This window comes from Bacillus cereus group sp. MYBK245-2 (assembly GCF_051916145.1).
Taxonomy (GTDB): domain Bacteria; phylum Bacillota; class Bacilli; order Bacillales; family Bacillaceae_G; genus Bacillus_A; species Bacillus_A pacificus.
Genome location: NZ_JBQAGB010000001.1, coordinates 229,748 through 246,461, shown reverse-complemented (window position 1 = coordinate 246,461; position 16,714 = coordinate 229,748). Strand labels below are relative to the sequence as shown.

Below are 16,714 nucleotides of genomic sequence, written 5' to 3'. Positions count from 1 at the left end.
GTCTTGCTGTGTCAAACTATTGTCACATTTACACTGTGAATAGTATGTTAAAATAGTGAGGTTACGTATACATATTTGAAGGAAGAGGGAGTGACCATTTTGGTGGATCAATCAACAAATCAGAAAAGCTATGCTCCTATTGTGATAACGCTTTCTGTAATTGTAAATGCGATTATTTTATTTTTGTTCTTTGGACCTGTTGGCTATGAAGGAGAAGTACATTTTGATGTAACGATTTTACCAATGTTAAACGCAATTTTTAATAGCTTTACGTTCGTATTCTTATTAGCAGCGCTATACTCTATTATTAAGAAGAATGTGAAAATGCACCGTGGTTTCATCCTGGCAGCATTTACGACGACGTTGCTATTTTGTGTTTCTTATTTATCGTATCATTACTTAGCGCCGGCAACACATTTTGGCGGAGAAGGGTTTATTAAATATGTGTATTTCATCATTTTAATTACACATATTATCCTGGCAGCAATTATTGTACCGCTTGCATTGTTTGCACTTGTATTTGGTTTTACAAATCAATTAACACGTCATCGTAAAATTGTACGTTGGACGATGCCGATTTGGTTATATGTAAGTTTATCTGGTGTTATTGTTTACTTAATGATCTCACCTTATTATCAATAAAAAATCTCAGCCTATAGGCTGGGATTTTTTTGTTAGGCAAATATTTTTGTGAAATGAAAAAAATATGGTATACAAAAGTATAGTTACTTTTCATATAGAAGGGATGGTAAAGGGATATGCAAAATTTTGTATTTCGTAATCCAACGAAACTTATTTTCGGTAAAGGGCAATTAGAACAGTTGAAAACTGAAATTCCACAGTTCGGTAAAAAAGTTCTTCTCGTATACGGGGGAGGTAGTATTAAAAGAAACGGTATTTATGATAATGTAATTTCTATTTTAAAAGATATAAATGCAGAAGTGTTTGAATTGACAGGCGTTGAACCGAATCCACGTGTATCAACTGTAAAGAAAGGAATTCAAATTTGTAAAGATAACGGTGTTGAATTTATTTTAGCAGTTGGTGGAGGAAGTGTAATTGACTGTACGAAGGCAATTGCTGCTGGTAGTAAGTACGATGGAGATGTGTGGGATATTGTAACGAAAAAAGCTTTTGCTAGTGAGGCATTACCATTTGGTACTGTACTTACGCTTGCAGCAACAGGATCTGAAATGAATGCTGGTTCTGTCATTACAAACTGGGAAACGAATGAAAAATATGGTTGGGGTAGTCCAGTTACTTTCCCGCAATTTTCAATTTTAGATCCCGTTCATACTGCGTCTGTACCGAGGAATCAAACAATTTACGGTATGGTAGATATTATGTCGCACGTATTAGAGCAATATTTCCACCACGGAACAAATACAGAATTACAAGATCGTTATTGTGAGTCTGTTTTAAAAACAGTAATTGAAACTGCCCCTAAGCTTTTAAGTGATTTAGAAAGTTATGAGCATAGAGAAACTATTTTATACTGCGGTACTATGGCGCTAAACGGTATTTTAGCGATGGGAGTAAAAGGAGACTGGGCAACACACAATATTGAGCACGCAGTTTCTGCGGTTCATGATATACCACACGGAGGTGGCCTTGCGATTTTATTCCCGAACTGGATGAAGCATGTTGTAGATGAAAATGTAAGTCGTTTTAAACAATTCGCTATTCGTGTATTCGATGTAGAAACAGATGGAAAGACTGATCGAGAAATTGCGTTAGAAGGAATTGAGGCGTTACGTCAATTTTGGACTTCAATTGAGGCACCAGTAACGTTATCTGATTATGCTATTGGAGAAAATGAAATTGATGTAATGGCGGATAAAGCGATGGCTTATGGCGAATTTGGTAACTTTAAAAAATTAAATAAAGACGATGTTTTAAGCATATATAAAGCTTCCCTATAAGTGAAGCGAGTAAAGGAACCCATTTGATATAACAATCCAATGGGTTTCTTTTTTGGTGTTTATAACTGTTTGTGACTGATTTTGATTATTTGTGAATGTTTATGGTTGATTTTTGTGATCGTTTTCATTATACTGTAATCAAAGAAGAGGTGAATGAAATGTTAACTCCTGAACGTCATCAAATGATATTGCAACTTGTAAAAGAGCAGAAGGTTGTTAAATTACAACAATTAGTGGAAAGAACAGAAAGCTCTGAATCAACAATTCGTCGTGACTTAGCACAATTGGAAAAGCAAAGGTTATTAAAAAGAGTTCATGGTGGTGCGGCTGTTTTAACGGGAAAAGGACAGGAGCCAACGATGGTTGAAAAATCATCCAAAAACATTCAAATAAAACAACAAATTGCGAAGTATGCGGCTAACGTTGTGGAACAAGGTGATTGTATTTATTTAGATGCAGGAAGTACAACATTTGAAATGATTCCATTTTTAATAAATAAAGATGTTACCGTTGTTACGAATGGACTTATGCATATTGAAGCTTTAGTTGAAAATAATATTCGTGCATATTTACTAGGCGGAATGATGAAGAGTAGGACGAAAGCTTTAATCGGTGCAATGGCGCAGGAAAGTATGCAGAAGTATCGTTTTGATAAATGTTTTTTAGGAGCGAATGGTGTACATGAACAGCTTGGTTTTACAACACCAGATCCAGAAGAGGCACTTTTAAAGCAAATGGCATTAACATTAGCAAATGAAGGATATTTCTTAATAGATGAAAGTAAGTTTTCGGAAGTTGCGTTTGCGAAAATTGCCAATGTGGAAGAGGCAAATATTATTACAAACCATTTAGAAATTGATTTAGAAAAATATAAAAGACAAACCAATGTAATTGAGGCTGATAAACAATGATCTATACAGTAACTTTAAATCCATCTATTGATTATGTAGTACAAGTTAATTCCTTAGATTTAGGCGCAGTAAATCGAGCGGAGAAAGATATGAAGTTTCCTGGAGGAAAAGGAATTAATGTTTCTCGCGTTCTTCATCGTTTAGGTGTTGAAAATGTAGCGCTTGGATTTACTGGTGGATTTACCGGTCGATTTATTAAAGATGTATTACAGACAGAAGGTGTAATAACAAACTTCATCCAAGTAAGCGAAGATACTCGAATTAACGTGAAAATAAAAGGACGAGAAGAGACAGAATTAAATGGACAAGGTCCTAGTGTGACTAAGGAACAATTTGAACAATTAATGAAACAAATTGAAAGTATGGAGCAGGGAGATTGTGTTGTACTAGCTGGAAGTGTACCAGCGTCTATCCCAACTACTTTTTATGAATCAATCGCAGCGTTCGGAGCTGAAAAAGGCATTCGTGTAGTAGTAGATGCAAGTGGTAGTGCCTTGCAGCATGTAGTTAAAAATAAACCATTTTTAATAAAGCCTAATCATCATGAACTTGGTGAGTTATTCGGAGTAGAGATTTCCACAGTAGAAGATGTTTTACCATATGGAAGAAAATTAGTTGAACAAGGTGTAGAGCATGTTATCGTATCAATGGCTGGAGATGGGGCTTTATTATTTACGGCAGAAGGTATATATGAAGCAACTATTCCAAAAGGTGTTGTAATTAATTCGGTTGGGGCTGGAGATTCTCTCGTTGCGGGATTTGTAGGAAGATATGAACAGACAAAAGATATTGAAAAGGCATTTCAATATGGCGTTGCAACAGGGAGTGCAACAGCATTTTCAGCCGATTTATGTGAAAAGGAAAAAGTAGAAGAATTATTGTCGCAAGTAATTGTAACTAAGCGATAGGGGGAAGCAACATATGAAAATTACAGAACTATTAAAAAGGGATACAGTTATTATGAATTTGACAGCTTCAAATAAAGAAGCTGTCATAGATGAGTTAGTTGAGAAATTAAACGGGGCAAATCGTTTAAATAGCAAAGCTGAATTTAAAGAAGCTATTTTAAAGCGGGAGTCACAAAGTACAACCGGCATTGGTGAAGGGATTGCTATACCTCATGCGAAAACAAAAGCTGTTAAGCAACCAGCGATTTGTTTTGGTAGAAGTGTAAGCGGTATCAACTATGAATCGCTTGACGGACAACCTGCGCATTTATTCTTTATGATTGCTGCGAGTGAAGGGGCGAATAATACGCATTTAGAAACGTTATCACGCCTATCTACACTATTAATGGATGAAGGGTTTCGTAAGCAATTGTTAGAAACGAAGGATGAAGAAGAACTTCTTCGTTTATTTGATGAAAAAGAAAATGAAAAAGAAGAAGAGGTTGAAGTTGCAAAACCAGAAGGGAATGAACCGTACGTATTAGCTGTTACAGCTTGCCCGACTGGAATCGCTCACACATATATGGCTGCAGATAGCTTGAAAGCAAAAGCAGAAGAGCTAGGAATTGCAATTAAAGTTGAAACGAACGGATCAACAGGTATAAAAAACGGTTTAACGAAAGAGGATATTGAACGCGCAACAGCTATAATTGTTGCGGCAGATAAACAAGTAGAAATGAATCGTTTTGCTGGTAAACATGTTATTCAAGTGCCAGTCGCTGACGGGATTAGAAAAACTGAAAAGCTTCTTAATCGTGCTGTAAAACAGGATGCACCAATCTTTAAAGGTGTAAAAGAGGATGGAAAGGCAGAAAATACGGAGAAAGAAAATGGATTAGGAATTTATAAGCATTTAATGAACGGCGTAAGTAATATGCTTCCATTCGTTGTTGGTGGCGGGATTTTAATTGCGCTAGCGTTTTCGTTTGGTGGTATAAAAGCAGAAGGTCCTTTAGCTGAATTGTTCATGTCTATTGGAGGAGGGGGAACAGGGGCATTTCTATTCCTTGTACCAATTTTAGCAGGATTTATTGCTAGTTCTATTGCTGATCGTCCTGGTTTTATGCCTGGTGTTGTCGGAGGATTTTTAGCGGCACATGCGAATGCTGGATTTTTAGGTGGATTAATTGCTGGTTTCTTAGCCGGATATGTTGTTTTAGGATTGAAAAAATTATTTTCAGGGTTACCAGTACAGTTAGAAGGAATTAAGCCTGTTTTGTTATATCCAGTCTTTGGATTATTGATTACAGGAGTTGTTATGCAAAAAGTAGTAATTCCGCCTGTAGTAGCATTGAATGAAATGTTAACAGGATGGTTAAATGGTTTGAACGGTACAAATGCTATATTACTAGGTCTTATTTTAGGTGCGATGATGGCAATTGATATGGGTGGTCCAATTAATAAAGCAGCATTTACGTTTGGTATTGCTGCGATAGAAGCGAAGAACTTTGGGGTGCATTCAGCGGTTATGGCTGGTGGTATGGTGCCACCGCTTGCAATTGCGTTAGCAACTACCTTCTTTAAATCGAAGTTTACAGAAGCGGAACGTAAGTCTGGTTTAACAAATTATATTATGGGGGCATCGTTTATTACAGAAGGTGCGATTCCATTTGCAGCAGCAGATCCGGTTCGGGTAATTGTCAGTTGTGTTGTCGGTTCAAGTATTGCAGGTGCATTATCAATGTTATTCCAAATTACATTACCAGCACCGCATGGTGGATTGTTTGTTATCGCTTTAGTAAATAAACCAGTGTTATATATTTTCTCGATATTGATAGGGGCAGTTGTTTCTGCTCTTATGATGGGAATTTGGAAAAAGAAAGTTAAATAATACGTGTAAAGGGAGTAGCTTTTATTAGCTGCTCCTTTTTATTACAAAAAAGGAGGTTGATAATTGGAGAATGATGAATTTTGGTAAAAGATGTAATGAAATATGATTTTTTTGTAACAAAAAAGTAATACTGTAATTTTTTCTGGGAAAAAATTCTGGTGCTTGTATGTGGAAAATATATGAAAACTATTGGGAATTCTATAGGAAATGTAATCCATTAATATGGAAATTTATGTTACAGCTCATTAATCGTATATTACGAATGGTTTGTAATTGTGTGTTTTCTAAAAATCTTAAAAATCCGTTGCTATAATAAAAATACGAAAACAAAGCAAATGGAGGCTATTCATGAAAAAATTATTAGGTATAGCAACGGCGGCAGTTTTTGGTCTTGGGATTTTTGCAGGTTCTGCGAAAGCGGAAACGATTGTAACAACAGACGTATTAAATGTTAGAGAAAACCCAACTGTAGAGTCTAAGCTTGTAGGTAAAATGTTAAGTGGAAATAAATTAGATGTTGTAAATACAGAAAACGGATGGACAAAAATTAAATTAAATGGTCAAGAAGCGTTTGTAAGTGCTGAATTTACAAAAAGTACATATTATGTAACGGCGGGTGTGTTAAATGTTCGCGCTGGAGCGAATACTGACTCAGAAATTCTTGGAAAACTGAATAAAAATGATGTAATTGAAACGACAAATCAAGTTCAAAATGAATGGTTGCAATTTGACTATAATGGAAAAACAGGATATGTTCATGTGCCATTTTTAACAGGAACGGCACCAGTGATTGAAAAGAAAGAAGTTGCAACGAAAGAAGAAGCGCCGGAAAGAGTAAATACGCCGGTTAAAAGTAATAAAGTAGTTAAGAGTAAAGAATCTGTTAAGAATGTAGAATCAAGTAAACCTGTGGCAAAACAGCAGTCAACTACGAAACAAGTTGCGAAATCTAATGAAACAAGTGCACCGACTAGTGGACGTGAAATAACGGTAGAAGCGACAGCATATACAGCAGATCCGAGTGAGAATGGTTCGTATGGTGGTCGTGTATTAACTGCAATGGGGCATGACTTAACAGCGAATCCAAATATGAAAGTAATTGCTGTTGATCCTAAAGTAATTCCACTTGGATCAAAAGTATGGGTAGAAGGATATGGAGAAGCGATTGCTGGAGATACTGGTGGTGCGATTAAAGGAAATCGTATTGATGTTTTAGTTGGCTCAGATGGTAGTGCGAATAGCTGGGGGCGCAAATCTGTAAAAGTGAAAGTTATAGAGTAGTATATATGTAATATAAAAGGCGGTTGCTTGAAAGTATGTAAGCAATCGCCTTTTATGGATTATTGAAAAGGATAAATAGTTTTACCTGTAATAATTTTATATGCGCTGCAAAATTGGTTTTGTATATACTCTGTATCTTTATTTTCTAGATGTAATGTTGTTTCTTGGAGAGCAGAATGAAAAGAACGTAGTAAACAATTTAAGGCGAAGTATAATTCTTCTTGTGAACAATTGTGTTCTTTTGTAGCAGTAGCTAAAATGAGGTCTTTTGTCAAAGATGAAAAATTGATAGTGGATTGTTTCATAGTTAACTCATCCTCTCGAAGGTATTTTTAATCATGTATATGCGGAATTGGACAAACTATGTTCTTTTTTATTTATAATTTCATGTACCGTAATGAAAGAACTTGCAATCATGCCGTTAAAATTGGTAAGATTGGATATAATCAATAGATGGAGTACATTACATAAAGAGAGTTGAATGATATGGGAGAAGTGCAACGTGAAAAAGTTGCTGTCATCATTGGACCAACTGCTGTGGGGAAGACGAAGTTAAGTATTGATCTTGCCAAAGCGTTAAATGGTGAAATTATAAGTGGAGATTCCATGCAGATTTATCGTACGATGGATATTGGAACCGCAAAGGTGACGAAAGAAGAGATGGACGGAATTCCACATTATATGGTTGATATAAAAAATCCGGAAGAATCATTTTCGGTTGCCGAATTTCAAGAACGTGTTCGTAAGCATATTCGCGAGATTACAGAGCGTGGTAAATTGCCGATTATCGTTGGTGGAACTGGTCTGTATATACAATCTGTTTTATTCGATTATCAGTTTACGGATGATGCTGGTGATGCTATATACCGAGAACAAATGGAAAAGTTAGCATTAGAACATGGTGTGGAATATGTACATAAGAAATTACAGGAAGTAGACCCAGAAAGCGCTGAGCGTATTCATGCAAATAATGTACGCCGTGTCATTAGGGCGTTAGAAATTTTCCACACGACGGGTGAAAAAATGAGTGATCAACTTGAAAAACAAGAAAACGAGTTATTATACGATGTTTCCTTAATTGGCTTGACAATGGATCGTGAAATGCTATACGATCGCATTAACTTACGAGTTGATATAATGATGGACCAAGGTTTATTAGAAGAAGTAGAAGGGTTGTATAATCGAGGGATACGAGATTGTCAATCTATTCAAGCGATTGGGTATAAAGAGATATATGATTATTTTGAGGATCGTGTCTCTTTAGAAGAAGCGGTATCACAATTAAAGACGAATTCACGTCGTTATGCAAAACGTCAATTAACGTGGTTCCGTAATAAGATGGATGTCACATGGTTTGATGTTACAGACGGTGAAAAAACGTCAGAAATTTTACGATACATAGAAGGAAAGCTACAACTAAAGTCGAATAATAGTAAGTAGAGAAAAAGAGGAGGATTCGACATGAAGCAATCAATCAATATTCAAGATCAGTTTTTAAATCAACTCCGTAAAGAGAATACGTTTGTTACGCTGTACTTATTAAATGGTTTCCAGCTTCGTGGATTAATTAAAGGATTTGATAATTTTACAGTCCTACTGGAAACAGAAGGTAAGCAACAGCTTATTTATAAACATGCAATTTCTACGTTTGTACCACAAAAAAATGTTTCAATTGAATTAGAATAGTAATGAATTATTGTACATAACAAAAAAGAGCGAAATTTCTCGCTCTTTTTTTATTTGCTATAAACAATAAATAGTGAAATTTAAGCGATTCTAAATACAGTTAGACGAATGTTAGTGTTTCCTGTTGCAGGGATCGTAATCTCGTTAAGAGTAGATTGGACAGAAATGTTTGCTCCTGCAGCTAATGTTTCGATTGTAGTAAATGAAAGTGAGTCGCCTATTAAATTTGAAGAGAAGTTGTCAGTTGCGACTGCTCCATTTATTGAAATTCCTACTCCGAGTGGCGCACATCCTGGTGCAGTTGTAGAGATGGATACGCTAATTACATAAATACCACCGTTGATAACTGTAACTGTGTCTGTGCCATTAAAGATAATATTATTTACGTTAATTGCAGTACTGAAGATAAAGTTATTAAATTGTAGTACTGTTTGTTGAATGTTGTTTGTTACAACAATTGTTGCTATAGGGAAGCTAGGTCCAGTAGGCCCAGTAGGTCCGGTAACTCCTATACCAGTAGCGCCCGTTGGCCCTCGAACACCTTGAGGTCCAGTAGCACCAGTAGCACCCGCCGGTCCTTGAACGCCTTGAGGTCCAGTGGCACCAGTAGCACCCGCCGGTCCTTGAACGCCTTGAGGTCCAGTGGCACCAGTAGCACCCGCCGGCCCTTGAATACCTTGAGGTCCGGTAGCACCTGTATTACCTTGAGGTCCCTGAGGTCCAGTAGGTCCAGGAGGCCCACCAGAAGGCCCAGTAGGTCCGGTAACTCCTATACCAGTAGCACCCGTTGGCCCTTGAACACCTTGAGGTCCAGTGGCACCAGTAGCACCTGTGTTACCTTGAACGCCTTGAGGTCCAGTGGCACCAGTAGCACCTGTGTTACCTTGAACGCCTTGAGGTCCAGTAGCGCCAGTAGCACCCGCCGGTCCTTGAACACCTTGAGGTCCAGTGGCACCAGTAGCACCCGCCGGTCCTTGAACGCCTTGAGGTCCAGTAGCACCAGTAGCACCTGCTGGTCCTTGGACGCCTTGAGGTCCAGTAGCGCCGGTAGCACCTGTGTTACCTTGAACGCCTTGAGGTCCAGTAGCGCCAGTAGCACCCGCCGGTCCTTGAACACCTTGAGGTCCAGTAGCGCCAGTAGCACCTGTGTTACCTTGAGCACCCTGAGGTCCAGTAGCGCCGGTAGCACCTGTGTTACCTTGAACGCCTTGAGGTCCAGTGGCACCAGTAGCACCTGTGTTACCTTGAACGCCTTGAGGTCCAGTGGCACCAGTAGCGCCTGTGTTACCTTGAACGCCTTGAGGTCCAGTAGCGCCAGTAGCACCTGTGTTACCTTGAACGCCTTGAGGTCCAGTAGCGCCCGTGTTACCTCGAGGTCCAGTTGGCCCTGCTGGCCCAGTTGGCCCAGTTGGCCCAGTAGGTCCTTGAATGAATGAAGCAGAATTAACTAGAGCGGTTTGTAATGCTGCGATTAATTTAAGAAGCTCTTGAAGTGTGCAAGGGTCAATTCGGAATAGTTTTGTAATGGATAGTAAATAATTAATTAGATTTTGAAGTTCGATAAATACAGCGCTTGCTACGAAAGTTGGATTTTTTAATATAGTTATTAAGTTTTTAATAATAGCTAACCCTTGTGCTTTCAGGGAGGAAGTAGCATCTAGTGAACAAATAAATTTACTTAGTAGGTTCAATGTATCGATTAGATCTTCAATATTTTGGGGAGATGGATTTGCGAAAAGTTTTGGGATTATTTTTGTTAAATCGATAATGATTGCGCGAAATGTTCTAAGTTGTGCCTTAGTAACTGGGATTGATGGAGTGTTGGGGATTCGCCCAGCGCTACTTGGAAAGCATGGTTTGGAGAATTTGTTTTGACTGTCGTCATAACGAGACATTAAATCTCTCCTTTCTAATGAGAATGTGAATGAAACTCATCATAGTAGATGCAAAAATTAGTTAAATGGTCATAGTAAAATCGTTTGTTTGAAGAAAAAATAGAAAAAACGCCTTATGATAAGGCGTTTTTTCTATTTTCTGCGTATTGATAATATCGTTTTAGTGAAATCTTTGATTTGAACCCAGCTAGCTTTATAATTTCTGACTCTGGAGTCTCTTTTTTGATTAAATTTAAAATATAGGTGTTACGAAAGTGTTGCCCGGAGATTCCTTTGCGTAAATTAGCTCTAGACACTTCAAGGCGAATCATTTTTTGGATAGCGATTTCTGTTAATCCCTTTGGTGCATCATTTTCGTATACCCATCTGTATGTTCCGCGATTAAAATCGAATGCGACAAATAATGGGTCATTACTATGGTATTTTGGACGAACGGGTTCAGGGATACTTTTGTAATAAGTATATAGTTGTTTTTTGTCTTCGCTAGTTAATGTAATTGTTCTTTCTACTCCTGCGGTTGCAGGTATAGATAACGTGTTAGTTTCAAAGTGGACGTGATGCATAGTTAATGCTGTAAGTTCCTGTAAGGATAATCCATAGTCAATTAATAAATTTAAAATAGCGATATTACGATCCATCAATAAAGGGCGTACAGGACGTTGTTTTTCTGAAAGTCCTTCTAATGAAGTGACTATATGTTTTAATCTTTTTTCTTCATCAGATGAAATGAAATCTTCATTGCGGAGTGTGCGGTCTGGTTGAATAGACATTTCTATGTTCTTTAATGGGTTAGGAATATTTAGAAAGTGATGCATTCTATTTAATACAATGAATACACGGTGCATCGTTTTCTCTGAGTAATGTCGATTCTTTTTTAAGTCGGAAAAGTAATCTTCGTAGTCTTTTGTACAAAGTGTAGCCCATATATTACTGGAAGGAAGCTTTTTGTTTTTTTCTAACCAATGTCCGAAATCTTCAATGTCATAAACGTAACGTTTAATGGTTGAAGGTTTTCGGCCTTTATTCAATAAAAAAATAGAAAAGGCTTGTATTGTATCATGGAATTCCGTTGTCTCCATAGTCCCACCACCTTCATTATTTCTTTTATTATAGCAAACTTTTCTGAAAATAGTCATTTGCAAAGGAGACGAGAATAATAATATTTGGTGAGTGGATAAAATGAGGTGATTGTATGGAACAATCGATGCGAAAGAAAAATAATAATCAAATTAACATTGTGTTAAATCATCGAAAGAAAATTTCTTTACCGGCTGCAGAAAATAAAACAGTAATTTCAAGTGAAACTACTACGAAACATGAGATGCTGCAAAGAATTGAAGAAGAGATGGGAAAACTCGTTGGGATGGATGATATAAAAAAGATAATAAAAGAAATATATGCTTGGATTTATGTGAATAAAAAAAGACAAGAAATAGGATTGAAGTCTGAGAAACAAGTACTTCATATGTTATTTAAAGGGAATCCAGGTACAGGGAAGACAACTGTTGCTAGAATGATAGGGAAATTATTATTTGAGATGAATATTCTATCAAAAGGGCACTTAGTTGAAGCTGAACGTGCGGATCTTGTAGGAGAGTACATCGGTCATACAGCTCAAAAAACAAGAGATTTAATAAAAAAAGCAATGGGAGGAATTTTGTTTATTGATGAGGCGTATTCATTAGCCCGAGGGGGAGAAAAAGATTTTGGAAAAGAAGCAATTGATACGCTCGTAAAACATATGGAAGATAAACAACACGGTTTTGTATTGATTTTAGCTGGATATTCAAGAGAGATGAATCACTTTCTTTCATTGAATCCAGGACTGCAATCTCGTTTTCCATTTATAATTGAGTTTGCGGACTACTCAGTAAATCAGTTGTTAGAAATAGGGAAGAGGATGTATGAAGAACGTGAATATCAGTTATCGAAAGAGGCTGAATGGAAATTTAGAGATCATTTACATGCTGTAAAGTACTCATCGCAAATTACATCCTTTAGTAATGGACGATATGTCCGGAATATTGTTGAAAAATCGATTCGTACACAAGCTATGCGGTTGTTACAAGAGGATGCATATGATAAATATGATTTGATTGGAATATCAAGCAGTGATTTGATGCTTGAAGAGGAGACGCACAGTACGTAAACTGTGCGTCTGTTTTTCTGTATAAGTGCTTCTATTACTTTTTTGCTTTTTCTTGATAAGATTTATGGAATCGTTCCATTTTAGCACTTTTTTCGTGTGCGGAATTAGGGTCGTGTCCAATTTGACCTACTGAGCTTTTTTGAGCCCCTTTATTCACATGGTTTGTCATTTGTATTCACCTCGCTTTGAGGATTAGTATAAACATTCTGTAAAGAAAAACTCATTAGAAAAGAAAAACCCCTTTACGATTTGTAAAGAGGTTGGATTGCTATTTATGCATTGAACGTTCGTTTGTGTCTATGCGTCTATGCGGTAAATGCCATTTGTAATGAATAGAAACCATGCGGAAGCAAACAATTAAAATGAATAAGGTGTATAGAGCCCAATCGCTAACAATAATTTGAGCGCCAATTAAGAAACCTGCCAGAATCGTCCAAAAAGCATATACATCAGCTCGAAGAACGAGAGGTTTTCTACGGGCTAAAAGATCGCGGATAATACCGCCTCCAATGCCAGTTAAAACGGCTGCTACGATTGTAGCACTAATTGGTAAATTTAATTTTTGAGCGTATAATGCCCCTTGTACTGCAAATGCTGATAAGCCGATAGCATCAGTGATGTTTTCCCACTTTTTCCAGTGTCTAATTAATTTATTTGGAAAAAGAAAAATAATCGTCATTGATAAAAGTGCGATTTGGAATAACATGTCTTGTTGCCAAAACGCGACAATCGGATAACCGATTAATAAATTACGAAGGGCACCTCCCCCAAATGCGGTTGCCATTCCTAGAATATACACCCCGAAAATATCATAATCCTCTTCCATTGCAACAATAGCCCCGCTTAATGCGAAAGCAATTGTGCCTATGATGCTAAAAATCTCCCATGCCATGAATTTTCTCCCCCGCTAACTAGATGAAATGTGCTTCCTCTGCTATTATATTAGAAGGTTTAAATTTCGAAAAGGATGAGTGAACATATTTGATGGAAGAAAAAGAGAAAGTCATATTAGTGGGCTGTCAATTGCCGCAAGATGATGATGAAAAATTTATGCATTCCATGAAAGAACTTGCATCATTAGCGAAAACTGCACGAGCAGAATTGTTAGTGTCTACAACGCAAAAACGACCGAAGTTTCATCCGGCGACTTATATAGGTAAAGGTAAATTAGAAGAGCTTGCAATGTTAACTGAAGAATTAGAACCGGATGTTATCGTATTTAATAACGAATTAACACCGAGTCAAATTCGGAATTTATCCTCAGTATTAGATGCGAGGGTAATTGATCGAACGCAACTCATATTAGATATTTTTGCGCAACGTGCGAAGTCGAGAGAAGGGAAGCTTCAAGTTGAATTAGCTCAGTTGCAATATACAATGCCACGTCTTATGGGGCAAGGATTGTCTTTATCACGTCTTGGTGGTGGTATTGGAACGAGAGGGCCGGGTGAAACGAAACTTGAGACGGATCGTCGTCATATCCGATCACGGATTGATGAAATAAAGAAACAACTTGCAGTTGTTGTAGAACATCGGAAAAGATATCGTGAGAGAAGAAAAGATAATAAAGTATTTCAAGTTTCGTTAATAGGATATACAAATGCAGGGAAATCTACGTTGTTTAATAGATTAACGGAAGCCGATACATTTGAAGAGAACTTGTTGTTTGCAACGCTAGACCCGACAACAAGGAAGATGCCGTTACCTTCTGGTTATACAGTATTACTAACTGATACGGTTGGTTTTATACAAGATTTACCTACATCATTAATTGCTGCATTCCGCTCGACATTAGAAGAAGCTGGTGAAGCGGATGTTATTTTACATGTTGTGGATTCTGCAGATCCGAATTATGTAGGGCATGAGAAAACAGTAAAACAATTATTGTCAGAACTTGAAATCAATCATATTCCTATTATTACGTTATATAATAAAAAAGATGAATTACATCAAAACTTTATTCCGTTTCCGAAAAGTGACTTCTTAATGACTAGTGCTTTTGAAGAAAATGATCTATTACATATAAAAGAAGCGATAGAAACGAAAATGAAGAAAGAAATGAATCGTTATCAAGTGGAAATTCCTCCGAGTGAAGGTAAGTTATTAACTCTATTAAAGACAGAGACGCTATTAACAAAAATGGAGTTTTTGGAAGATAAATTTGTATATGATTGCGCGGGGTATATTTTTGCTCATTCATCGCTTAATGTACAATTAAAGAGATTTTTAGTGGAAGAAGGAGAAAATAAAAATGTTTGATCGTTTGAAAAATGGAGAAAAAATTGCTCCAATCGTAAAAGAAGTAGAGAGTCAAATTACAGAAGTACATAAACGTGCGGATGAAGTAATTGAAAGTAATCAGTTTCGTGTGTTAGAAAGTTTCCGTAAACATAAAATTAGTGATTCACATTTTATTCCGACGACAGGTTACGGTTATGATGATATTGGTCGTGATACGTTAGAAAAAGTGTATGCCGATGTATTTGGAGCGGAAGCTGGTCTTGTTCGTCCGCAAATCATTTCAGGTACTCACGCAATTTCAACAGCGCTATTCGGTATTTTACGTCCAGGAGATGAGTTGTTGTACATCACGGGTAAGCCGTATGATACATTAGAAGAAATTGTTGGTGTACGTGGAAAAGGTGTAGGATCATTCAAAGAATATAATATTGGTTATAATGCAGTTCCGCTTACTGAAGAGGGGCTAGTTGATTTTAGAGCTGTTGCAGCTGCCATTCATAGTAATACGAAGATGATTGGAATTCAGCGTTCAAAAGGTTATGCTACTCGTCCGTCGTTTACTATTTCTCAAATTAAAGAGATGATAGCGTTTGTGAAGGAAATTAAATCGGATGTTGTCGTGTTTGTAGATAACTGTTATGGCGAGTTTATTGAAGAGCAAGAGCCATGTCATGTTGGTGCAGATTTAATGGCAGGTTCGCTTATTAAAAACCCGGGTGGGGGAATTGTTAAAACTGGTGGTTACATTGTCGGTAAAGAACAGTATGTTGAAGCGTGTGCATATCGTTTAACATCTCCAGGAATCGGTGCGGAAGCAGGGGCATCTTTATACAGTCTGCAAGAAATGTATCAAGGTTTCTTCTTAGCGCCGCATGTAGCAGGACAAGCGCTAAAAGGTGCGATTTTTACAGCTGCATTTTTAGAAAAGTTAGGAATGAATACATCACCAGCGTGGAATGCACCAAGAACGGATTTAATTCAATCTGTTCAATTTGATGACAAAGATCGCATGATTGCATTCTGCCAAGCAATTCAATATGCATCTCCGATTAACTCTCATTTCACTCCATATGCCAACTATATGCCGGGGTATGAAGATGATGTAATTATGGCTGCGGGAACGTTTATTCAAGGTGCAAGTATTGAATTGTCGGCTGATGGTCCAATTCGTCCGCCTTATGTTGCTTACGTACAAGGTGGGCTAACTTATTCGCATGTGAAGATTGCGATTTGTTCTGCAATTGATGCATTAATTGAAAAAGAATTATTAACAATTTCTTAAAGGGAAGCTGTCAATTTTGACAGCTTTTTTTCGTGTGAAAGGAATGATTTATTTCATTAGAAAAAAGAATGAAAAAATTTATAAAAAATCATGTAAGAAAAGCTAACATCTATTGACATCAAACATAACATGGTATAAAATGAGAAGCAGTTAAGGCGAAGGAGGAACTGAAGCAATGAAAGAAGATAGACGTTCTGCCCCGCTGTTTCCTATTGGTATTGTTATGGATTTAACACAATTATCTGCACGTCAAATTCGCTACTATGAAGAGCATAATCTTATTTCTCCAACCCGTACAAAGGGGAATCGTAGATTATTTTCATTTAACGATGTAGATAAGTTGTTAGAGATTAAAGATTTATTAGATCAAGGCTTGAATATGGCTGGTATTAAACAAGTGTTACTAATGAAAGAAAATCAAACAGAAGCAGTGAAAGTAAAAGAAGAAACGAAAGAAATTTCAAAAACTGAGCTTCGCAAAATACTTCGAGACGAACTACAACATACAGGTAGATTTAATCGAACTTCATTGCGACAAGGTGATATTTCAAGGTTTTTTCACTAAAGAG

At 37.1% G+C, this 16,714-nt stretch carries 17 protein-coding genes; 12 read left to right on the top strand and 5 right to left on the bottom strand.

Features of this window, described 5'->3' with window-relative positions; genetic code table 11:
* Positions 1–99 precede the first annotated feature (99 nt).
* The 6 genes from ACTFRN_RS01250 to entD all read left to right on the top strand — a co-directional run bounded on the left by ACTFRN_RS01250 (position 100) and on the right by entD (position 6,892).
* On the top strand, positions 100–642 hold the full coding sequence (locus ACTFRN_RS01250) for a DUF420 domain-containing protein (protein WP_000228316.1): 543 nt from the start codon (positions 100–102) through the stop codon (positions 640–642).
* A gap of 116 nt (positions 643–758) precedes the next feature.
* A complete protein-coding gene (locus ACTFRN_RS01245) occupies positions 759–1,922 on the top strand; it encodes an iron-containing alcohol dehydrogenase (protein WP_088106449.1) in 1,164 nt (387 codons plus the stop codon).
* Between the two features lie 158 nt (positions 1,923–2,080).
* The gene (locus tag ACTFRN_RS01240; RefSeq protein WP_000957276.1) at positions 2,081–2,833 is read left to right on the top strand and encodes a DeoR/GlpR family DNA-binding transcription regulator; all 753 of its coding nucleotides are present in this window, start codon (positions 2,081–2,083) and stop codon (positions 2,831–2,833) included.
* The gene (gene pfkB / locus ACTFRN_RS01235; protein WP_000640847.1) at positions 2,830–3,741 is read left to right on the top strand and encodes a 1-phosphofructokinase; all 912 of its coding nucleotides are present in this window, start codon (positions 2,830–2,832) and stop codon (positions 3,739–3,741) included. The genes ACTFRN_RS01240 and pfkB overlap by 4 nt, the downstream gene beginning before the upstream one ends.
* Positions 3,742–3,754: 13 nt before the next feature.
* Complete coding sequence (locus ACTFRN_RS01230) at positions 3,755–5,611, top strand: PTS fructose transporter subunit IIABC (RefSeq protein ID WP_049112629.1); 1,857 nt, start codon at positions 3,755–3,757, stop codon at positions 5,609–5,611.
* 348 nt (positions 5,612–5,959) lie between these two features.
* Positions 5,960–6,892 carry a cell wall-binding protein EntD gene (gene entD, locus ACTFRN_RS01225; RefSeq protein ID WP_000734633.1) on the top strand — a complete coding sequence of 311 codons (933 nt, stop codon included), beginning with the start codon at positions 5,960–5,962 and terminating at the stop codon, positions 6,890–6,892.
* A 59-nt stretch (positions 6,893–6,951) separates the two neighbouring features.
* Here entD and ACTFRN_RS01220 read toward each other — a convergent pair whose 3' ends face one another.
* Positions 6,952–7,197: a hypothetical protein gene (locus ACTFRN_RS01220; RefSeq protein WP_000814415.1), complete on the bottom strand. Its 246-nt coding sequence runs from the start codon at positions 7,195–7,197 to the stop codon at positions 6,952–6,954.
* A gap of 181 nt (positions 7,198–7,378) precedes the next feature.
* Between ACTFRN_RS01220 and miaA the strand changes: the two genes are divergently transcribed.
* Positions 7,379–8,332, top strand: coding sequence for a tRNA (adenosine(37)-N6)-dimethylallyltransferase MiaA (miaA, locus tag ACTFRN_RS01215; protein ID WP_049112626.1), 954 nt, complete (start codon positions 7,379–7,381; stop codon positions 8,330–8,332).
* Positions 8,333–8,353: 21 nt separating this feature from the next.
* Complete coding sequence (gene hfq, locus ACTFRN_RS01210) at positions 8,354–8,578, top strand: RNA chaperone Hfq (protein WP_000813896.1); 225 nt, start codon at positions 8,354–8,356, stop codon at positions 8,576–8,578.
* An 80-nt stretch (positions 8,579–8,658) separates the two neighbouring features.
* Here the strand turns inward: hfq and ACTFRN_RS01205 are convergent, their stop codons facing one another.
* Together ACTFRN_RS01205 and ACTFRN_RS01200 are read right to left on the bottom strand one after the other, a co-directional pair.
* On the bottom strand, positions 8,659–10,473 hold the full coding sequence (locus ACTFRN_RS01205) for a Gly-Xaa-Xaa repeat protein (RefSeq protein ID WP_440038032.1): 1,815 nt from the start codon (positions 10,471–10,473) through the stop codon (positions 8,659–8,661).
* Between the two features lie 113 nt (positions 10,474–10,586).
* Positions 10,587–11,552, bottom strand: a complete 966-nt coding sequence (locus tag ACTFRN_RS01200) for a tyrosine-type recombinase/integrase (protein ID WP_088106451.1) — start codon at positions 11,550–11,552, stop codon at positions 10,587–10,589.
* Between the two features lie 113 nt (positions 11,553–11,665).
* Here ACTFRN_RS01200 and spoVK point away from each other — a divergent pair, with 113 nt between their 5' ends.
* On the top strand, positions 11,666–12,622 hold the full coding sequence (spoVK, locus tag ACTFRN_RS01195; RefSeq protein WP_000438184.1) for a stage V sporulation protein K: 957 nt from the start codon (positions 11,666–11,668) through the stop codon (positions 12,620–12,622).
* A 34-nt stretch (positions 12,623–12,656) separates the two neighbouring features.
* On the opposite strand, the gene ACTFRN_RS01190 is transcribed toward spoVK, so the two are convergent.
* Both ACTFRN_RS01190 and ACTFRN_RS01185 read right to left on the bottom strand, forming a co-directional pair.
* The gene (locus tag ACTFRN_RS01190) at positions 12,657–12,791 is read right to left on the bottom strand and encodes a hypothetical protein (protein ID WP_000181496.1); all 135 of its coding nucleotides are present in this window, start codon (positions 12,789–12,791) and stop codon (positions 12,657–12,659) included.
* 99 nt (positions 12,792–12,890) lie between these two features.
* Positions 12,891–13,514, bottom strand: a complete 624-nt coding sequence (locus ACTFRN_RS01185) for a trimeric intracellular cation channel family protein (protein ID WP_000312265.1) — start codon at positions 13,512–13,514, stop codon at positions 12,891–12,893.
* 92 nt (positions 13,515–13,606) lie between these two features.
* Here ACTFRN_RS01185 and hflX point away from each other — a divergent pair, with 92 nt between their 5' ends.
* The 3 genes from hflX (at position 13,607) to glnR (ending at position 16,710) form a co-directional block, all read left to right on the top strand.
* A complete protein-coding gene (gene hflX / locus ACTFRN_RS01180; protein WP_000391386.1) occupies positions 13,607–14,881 on the top strand; it encodes a GTPase HflX in 1,275 nt (424 codons plus the stop codon).
* Positions 14,874–16,145: a methionine gamma-lyase family protein gene (locus ACTFRN_RS01175; RefSeq protein ID WP_000460299.1), complete on the top strand. Its 1,272-nt coding sequence runs from the start codon at positions 14,874–14,876 to the stop codon at positions 16,143–16,145. Before hflX ends, ACTFRN_RS01175 begins: the two co-directional genes overlap by 8 nt.
* Positions 16,146–16,320: 175 nt before the next feature.
* On the top strand, positions 16,321–16,710 hold the full coding sequence (gene glnR, locus ACTFRN_RS01170; protein WP_000656779.1) for a transcriptional repressor GlnR: 390 nt from the start codon (positions 16,321–16,323) through the stop codon (positions 16,708–16,710).
* The last annotated feature ends 4 nt before the right edge of the window (positions 16,711–16,714 follow it).